This is a genomic window from Streptomyces sp. WELS2, from assembly GCF_013870595.1.
Taxonomy (GTDB): Bacteria; Actinomycetota; Actinomycetes; order Streptomycetales; family Streptomycetaceae; genus Streptomyces.
This window is the reverse complement of sequence record NZ_JACBWZ010000249.1, coordinates 1-7,797: the sequence shown is the minus strand read 5'-3', so window position 1 is coordinate 7,797 and position 7,797 is coordinate 1. Positions and strand designations below refer to the sequence as shown.

The window sequence follows — 7,797 nt, the reverse complement described above, 5'->3', positions numbered from 1 at the left end:
ATCCGGTGCTCCCCGGCGAGCTGGGCGGTCGCGGTGGCGTACATGCCCAGCGGGAAGACGACGCACCAGAGCGTGGGCTCGTAGGCGAACGGGACACGGTGCCGCAGATGGCGCCAGACACCCGCGGCCACCAGCGGGGGAATCAGGACGGTCGCCCACGCCCACAGCACGACGACGGTGGCCCCGGCCAGACCGCGCACCGGCCCGGGCAGCAGCTCCTCGCGGCCCAGGAGCCGGGCGCCCGCCAGGGTGCTGATGGCCGCGGCACCCATCGTGACCCAGTAGCTGGGCAGCGCCTGGGCCGGCCGGGGCGGGTGGCGCCGCAGCCGCCGCAGGACGAGCGCGAGCGTGCCCGCGTACAGCGGCAGACCGGCGCCCCACAGCACGAGGGCGACGGCGAGCCCCGGGCGGCTGGGAGCGAGGCTCGTCAGCGTGAGCACGATCGCCTGCAAGCCGACGGTGGCCAGGAACCAGATGCCGTCCGCCCGCCGCAGCACCGCCTCCGGACCGGCACGCCGCAGCCGGGCCGTCGCGCGGGCGAGCCGCGCCCACACGACGACGGCGATCGCCAGCAGGGCCCAGCCCGCGATCCGGGCCGGCCCGTCGGCCAGCCGGGTGGCGAGCACCCCGCTGGCCGCGACGAGCGTGTAGTGCCCGAACAGGCGCCCGGGATCACGCAGTTCGGCACGCACGGTCTCCCGGTGGACGGCGGCCTTGACACCGGACGCCGCCAGCAGCGGCAGGTACAGGGCCGCCGCGAGGCCGAAGAGCACCGCGGACATCACGGGGGCGCCGGCCTGGCCGAGCGCCCGGGAGACGATGCCGGTGGCCATGACGGGAGCGAAACACGCCGGCGGCAGCTCCCGGCACCGGTCCGACAGCCGTGCGCCCATCAGCGACGCGCGACCGTGTCCCGGCCCGGCCCCGGGTACGGCGTGGCCGGCCGCCGCCCGGTGCCGTGGGAGCGGTAGACGATGTAGGGGCGGGTCAGATAGCCCAGCGGCGCGGTGAAGGCGTGGACGAGACGGCTGAACGGCACCAGCGCGAACAACGCCAGTCCCAGCAGGGCGTGCACCTGGTAGGCGAGCGGGGCGTGGGCCATGGCGGACACGTCCGGGTCCAGGGTGAACAGCGAGCGGAACCACACCGACACACCCACCCGGTAGTCGTAGGGGTGGGGGCGCAGGGTGGTGGCCGTGGCGGCCAGCCCGGCCAGCAGGACGCAGACCAGGAGCGGGTAGACGGCGCGGTCGCTGCGGCTGGTCGAGGCCCGTACGGCGGGCACGCGCAGCCGGCGGTACAGCAGGACGGCAAGACCGGCGAGGGTGGCCAGGCCCGCCGTGCCGCCGACGATCAGCGCGTTGAGGTGGTACAGCCACTCGTGCACCCGCACTCGCTCGGTGAGGGGCTCGGGAACGACCAGGCCGATGACGTGCCCTGCCGCCACGAACAGCAGCCCGTAGTGGAACAGCGGACCGCCGACCGCGAGCAGCCGGTGTTCGTGGAGCTGGCTGGAGCGCGTGGTGAAGCCGAACCGGTCGTAGCGGTAGCGCCAGGCGGTGCCGGTGACCAGCACGGCGACGACGAGGTAGGGGAGTACGCCCCAGAGGGCGATGTGCAGGTGGTTCACCGGGAGGTCTCCTCCACGTGCGGGCTGTGGGGGGTGCGTGGGGGGTAGGGCAGGAGGCCGACCGCCTCGGCGGGCGGGCCGGTGCGAGCGAGCCGGAGGGCGGCCTCACGGCTCGGCGGCCGGGGGCCGGGCAGGGTCCGGCAGACCGCCTCGACGACGTCCTCGTAGGGACTGTGGTAAGCGGCCAGGGCGAAGCGGAGCAGTTCCAGGGCGGGCCGGTGCCGGGTCAGCAGGGGGATCCCGGCCTCGGGGACGCGGGCGGCGAACTCCAGCATCAGCGGCAGGAAGTCGGGCAGTTCCCGCTCGGCGGCCTGCCAGCCGTGCTCCCGGTAGAGGGCCTTCAGCCGGGCCAGGGTGCCGCCCCGCCCGCGGGTGTCCCCGTCGGTGTAGTACGTCAGGTACAGGCAGCGCCGCCGGCTGCGGTCGAAGGTGGTGACGTACCGGGCGGCCAGCACCAGCGGGTCGGTCTCCCCGACCCGCTCGCAGAACCGCAGCAGCAGACCGGTCTCCGCGCCGCGCACGGACTCCAGCACCGTGCGCACGGTGCCCAGCCGCCCGGGCCAGTCCTGGTCCGGGTAGCCGAGCAGCAGGGAGGCCGCCTGGTGGACGACGGGACGGCTCACCGGGCGCCGCCCCGGCCGCGCGGGAACAGCCCCTCGGGGCGGCCCTTGCCGTTCCAGTTCAGCAGGTTGACCCTGCCGCGCAGCGAGGTCCCGGCGTGCTCCGGCTCCGGCCCGACGGCGGGCGGGGCGTGGAAGGCGTCCGCCTCGTACATGCCGATCCCGCCGTCGCCGTCCAGGCTGCACCCGGCCTCGAGGCCGTCGTCGGCGGGCAGGGCGCCGGTGTAGCTGGTCGGGATGACATAGCGCTCGTCGTACTTGGCCAGCGCCAGCAGCCGGTACATGGCCTCGATCCCGGCGGTGTCCATGCCGACCGCGCGGGCGATGGCCGGATCCCGCTCCTCGCCGAGGTTCACCCGGCGCATGTGGGTGCGCATCGCGGCCAGCCGGCACAGCGCGGCCTCCACCGGCGCCGGGTCGCCCGCGGTGAACAGTTCGGCGAGGTAGGCCACGGGAATGCGCAGCGAGTCGATCGCGGCGAACAGCTTGGCCGGGTCCTCCCCGTCGTGCCCGGTGGCGGTGAGCGACTCCACGACCGGCGACAGCGGCGGGATGTACCAGACCATGGGCATCGTGCGGAACTCCGGGTGCAGGGGCAGCGCCACCCGGTAGGTGTTGATCAGGGCGTGCACGGGGGAGCGGCGGGCGGCGGTGACCCAGTCGTGCGGGATCCCTGCCGCCTCGGCGGCGCGCGCCACCTCGGGGTCGTACGGATCGAGGAAGCAGCCCAACTGCGCCTCGTACAGGTCCTGTTCGCTTTCCGTGGCGGCGGCCTCGCCGACCTTGTCGGCGTCGTAGAGGATCACCCCGAGGTAGCGCAGCCGGCCCACGCAGGTCTCGGAGCAGACGGTGGGCTGCCCCGCCTCGATGCGCGGGTAGCACAGGGTGCACTTCTCGGCCTTGCCGGTGGTGTGGTTGAAGTACACCTTCTTGTACGGGCAGCCGGACACGCACATCCGCCAGCCCCGGCAGCGGTCCTGGTCGACCAGCACGATGCCGTCCTCGATGCGCTTGTACAGGGCGCCGGACGGGCACACGGCCACGCAGGACGGGTTGAGGCAGTGCTCGCAGATGCGCGGCAGGTAGAACATGAACGCCTGCTCGTACTCCAGGCGCACCTGCTCGTTCATCTTCCGCAGCACCGGATCCCCGGCCAGGTGCTCGGGCCCGCCGCCGAGGTCGTCGTCCCAGTTCGGGCCCCAGGTCACCCGGGTGGGGCGGCCGTCGGCCAGGGAGCGGGGCGGCGCGGTGGGCACGTCGTCGCCGAGCGGCGCGGCGAGGAGGTTCTCGTAGTCGTAGGTCCACGGCTCGTAGTAGTCGGACAGGGACGGCAGTTCGGGGTTGGCGAACAGCCGGGCCAGCCGGCGGGCCCGCCCCCCGCTGCGCGGCACCAGCCGCCCGTGCTTGAGCCGCCAGCCGCCCTTCCACTTGTCCTGGTCCTCGTAACCGCGCGGATAGCCCTGGCCGGGACGGGTCTCGACGTTGTTGAACCACGCGTACTCGGTGCCCGTCCGGTTGGTCCACGTCTGCTTGCAGGTGACCGAACAGGTGTGGCAGCCGATGCACTTGTCGAGGTTCATCACCATGGCGATCTGTGCCATGACGCGCATGTCAGTACTCCACGTTCTGGGTACGCCGCCGGATGACGGTGACCGCGTCGCGCTGATTACCGGTGGGGCCGTAGTAGTTGGGGGCGAAGGAGAGCTGGGCGTGCCCGCCGATGAGGTGCGTCGGCTTGATCAGCAGCCGGGTCAGCGCGTTGTGGACACCGCCGCGGCGCCCGGTGGCCTCCGACTTGGGTACGTTCACCAGCCGTTCCTGGACGTGGTACATGAACACCGTGCCGGCGGGCATGCGGTGGGAGACGACCGCCCGGGCCACGACCACGCCGTTGGCGTTGTCGGCCTCGATCCAGTCGTTGTCCGCGACACCGATCGCCTCGGCGTCGGCGACACTGATCCAGACGACCGGGCCGCCACGGGCGAGGGTCTGCATCAGCAGGTTCTCCTGGTACTCGGAGTGGATCGACCACTTCGAGTGCGGCGTGAGGTAGCGGACCGTCACCGACCGCGCCCCGTCACCGTCCGGCCGTGCCCCCTCACCGAGCGCACCCATGTCCAACGGGGGCCGGTAGACCGGGAGTTGTTCGCCGTACTCGGCGATCCAGGGGTGGTCCAGATAGAAGTGCTGGCGTCCGGTGAGGGTGTGCCAGGGCTTGAGGTGCTCGGTGTTGACGGTGAAGGGGGAGTAGCGGCGGTCCGCGCCCTCCTTGCCCGACCACTCGAAGCTCGCCCCGACCTGCACCGGCCGGGCCTGGGTGTCGGAGAACGTGATGCGCCGCTCGGCCACCGACGCGCCCAGTTCGGTCAGCCCCGAATCGGGCCCGCACCGCTCGGCGAGCCGCTCGAACCCCTCGGCGGCCAGCCGGCCGTTGGTCGTGCCGGACAGGGCGAGGATCGCCTCGCACAGCTTGACGTCGGTGTCCAGCAGCGGCCGCCCGCGCACCGCCCCAAAGTCCGCGGTGCCGCAGCGCGCGGCGAGCCGGCGCACCTCGGGCTCCGGCCGCACGGTCACCCCCTTGACCGTCATCCCCTCCCGCTCGGCCAGCGGCCCCAGCGCGGCGATCTGCTCGCCGAGGGCGGTGTAGTCCCGCCGTACCAGGGTCAGGCGCGGGGCGGTGGGCCCGTCCGGCGGGGCCTCGCCAGGGGTGTCGTGCTGGAGGGCGGTGGCCACCAGGTCGTAGCCCACGTCCAGCCGGCCCTTCGCCAGCCGGGCGACCTCGGCGGCCAGGCCGTGGAAGATCTCGAAGTCGGTGCGGGCCTGCCAGGGCGGGCTGATCGCCGGGGAGAACGCGTGCACATAGGGGTGCATGTCCGTGCTGGACAGGTCGTGCTTCTCGTACCAGGTCGCCGCGGGCAGCACCAGATCGGCGAACAGCGTGGTCGAGGTCATCCGGAAGTCGAGCGCGAGCAGCAGGTCGAGCTTGCCGCGCGGCGCCTCCGCCTGCCACGCCACGTCCCGGGGCCGGCATTCGGGCGGCGTCTCCTCGGCGCTCGCGTTGTCGGCCGCCCCCAGCAGGTGCCGCAGGAAGAACTCGTTGCCCTTGGCCGACGAGCCGATCAGGTTGGCCCGCCACACGGTCAGCACCCGCGGCCAGTTGGCCGGATCGTCCGGGTTCTCGACGGCGTACGACAGCCGGCCGGCGTCGCGTTCGGCGGCCACCCACTTCGCCGGGTCGGCCCCCGCCTCGTGGATGCGCCGCCCCAGGTCCAGGGGGTTGGCGTCGAAGGTGGGGTACGACGGCATCCAGCCCTGGCGCGCGGAGCGGGCCACGAGGTCCGCGGTGTGCAGCCCGCCGAGCGTCCCGGGCGCGGTCGGCGCGGCCAGGGCGTCCGCGGTGAACTTCTCGTACCGCCACTGGTCGGTGTGCACGTACCAGTACGGCGTGCCCGCCATCTGCCGGGACGGGCGCGCCCAGTCCGCGGCCGTCGCCAGCTGCTGCCAGCCCGTGTACGGGCGGACCTTCTCCTGGCCGACGTAGTGCGCCCAGCCGCCGCCGTTGACGCCCTGGCAGCCGGTGAGCAGCAGCAGGGACAGGAACGACCGGTAGATGGTGTCGGAGTGGAACCAGTGGTTGGTGCCCGCGCCCATGATGATCATGCAGCGGCCCCGGGTCTGCTCCGCGGTCCGGGCGAACTCGCGGGCCGCCCGTACCACGGCACCCGCCGGCACGGAGGTGATCGCCTCCTGCCAGGCCGGCGTGCAGGGCGTGGAGGCGTCCTCGTACGAGGCGGGCCACTGCCCGTCCAGGCCCTCGCGGCCCACCCCGTACCGGGCCAGCATCAGATCGAACACGGTGGTCACCAGGCGCCCGCCGAGGCGCAGCGCCGGCACCGACCGGGTGAGCGTGGCGCCCGGCTCGTCGAACCGCGGCAGCACCACCCGGGCCGTGGTGGCCTCCGGCCGGCCGTGGCAGCTCAGCAGGGGCTCGATGCCGTCCAGACCGAGGTGCCAGCGGCCCTTGCCCGTCTCGCTCCAGCGGTCGCCCAGGGTGCCGGGGGGCACGGCCGGCCGGCCGGTCACCGTGTCGAACACGACCGGCATCCAGCGCCGCGCCGCCGCCTCCGCGTCCTCCTCCAGGCCCAGGTCCCGGGCGGTCACGAAGGAGCCCGGGGTGCCGCCCTCGGCCGGGTCGCCGTCGAGCGCGACCAGGAAGGGCAGGTCGGTGAACCGTTTCACGTAGTCGGTGAAGTAGGGCACCTGCCGGTCCACGAAGCACTCGCGCAGGATGACGTGACCCATCGCCATGGCCAGCGCGCCGTCGGTGCCCGGATGCGGGTGCAGCCACTCGTCGGCGAACTTGGTGGCGTCCGCGTAGTCCGGTGAGACCACCACCACCTTCTGGCCACGGTAGCGGGCCTCCGCCATCCAGTGGGCGTCCGGCGTCCGGGTGACGGGGACGTTGGAGCCCCACAGCATCAGATAGGCCGCGTCCCACCAGTCACCCGACTCCGGTACGTCCGTCTGGTCGCCGAAGACCTGCGGCGACGCGATCGGCAGGTCCGCGTACCAGTCGTAGAACGACAGCATCGGCGCCCCGATCAGCGCGTGGAACCGCGCCCCGACCGCGTGCGAGGCCATCGACATCGCCGGGATCGGGGAGAACCCCGCGATCCGGTCGGGCCCGTACTCCTCGAGGGTGTGCACATGGGCGGCGGCGGCGATCTCCAGCGCCTCCTGCCAGCCGATGCGCACCAGGCCGCCCTTGCCGCGCGCGGACTGGTAGCGGCGCCGCTTGTCCGGGTCGCCGGTGATCTCCGCCCACGCCGCGACCGGATCGCCGCCCAGGCGGCGCTTTGCATCCCGAAACATTTCGACCAGTACGCCGCGGGCGTGCGGGTACTTCACCCGGGTCGGCGAGTACGTGTACCAGGAGAACGACGCCCCGCGCGGGCAGCCCCGCGGCTCGTAGTCGGGCCGGTCCGGGCCCGTCGAGGGATAGTCCGTCGCCTGGGTCTCCCAGGTGATCAGACCGTCCTTCACGTACACCTGCCAGGAACACGATCCCGTGCAGTTCACCCCGTGCGTGGAGCGCACCACCTTGTCGTGGGCCCAACGCTCCCGGTACGGCTGATCGTTGACCTGCTGGTCCGCACGGAGTACGGCCCTGTTGCCGGGCGTCGTCGGCGCCCGCCGTAACAACTGCCCGGCCGCGAGAAGCCTCTCGGCCGCATCCGAGGCAATCCGCTCCGCCTTCGCCCTGCCACGTACCACGCCCTCGGTCTCCCCTCGGGGATCGGGCTGCCGGAACGCTCGGCTCCGGCACGCGCCTGTCGGTGAACGGGGCCAGAGTGCTCTGGGACCGCTCCCGCGGTGGCGCTGTTTTTCGCCACTTGGACGTACCGAGAACTTGTTTTTCTTGCGCTTTGCAATGGTTCGGGGCGAACGAAAAAGAGACGACCCGGCGTTGGTCTCCTCGTTGCACGCCGTTGGGGATCGGGGCGCTCCGCAGCCCTGTGACTCCCGCTCCGACCAGGTGAACGAGCC

General features: G+C 73.0%; 5 protein-coding genes. All 5 read right to left on the bottom strand.

What is annotated here, in order from left to right:
* The coding region (locus H5J33_RS16515; RefSeq protein ID WP_181795668.1) for a tellurite resistance/C4-dicarboxylate transporter family protein at positions 1–833 on the bottom strand (833 nt) is incomplete at its 3' end.
* A 59-nt stretch (positions 834–892) separates the two neighbouring features.
* Entirely contained in the window at positions 893–1,630 is a 738-nt protein-coding gene (narI, locus tag H5J33_RS16510) for a respiratory nitrate reductase subunit gamma (RefSeq protein ID WP_181795667.1), read from the bottom strand.
* The gene (narJ, locus tag H5J33_RS16505) at positions 1,627–2,253 is read right to left on the bottom strand and encodes a nitrate reductase molybdenum cofactor assembly chaperone (protein WP_181795666.1); all 627 of its coding nucleotides are present in this window, start codon (positions 2,251–2,253) and stop codon (positions 1,627–1,629) included. The genes narI and narJ overlap by 4 nt, the downstream gene beginning before the upstream one ends.
* Positions 2,250–3,860, bottom strand: coding sequence for a nitrate reductase subunit beta (gene narH / locus H5J33_RS16500; protein ID WP_181795665.1), 1,611 nt, complete (start codon positions 3,858–3,860; stop codon positions 2,250–2,252). The genes narJ and narH overlap by 4 nt, the downstream gene beginning before the upstream one ends.
* 1 nt (position 3,861) lies before the next feature.
* Positions 3,862–7,524, bottom strand: a complete 3,663-nt coding sequence (locus H5J33_RS16495; protein ID WP_181795664.1) for a nitrate reductase subunit alpha — start codon at positions 7,522–7,524, stop codon at positions 3,862–3,864.
* Positions 7,525–7,797: the final 273 nt, after the last annotated feature.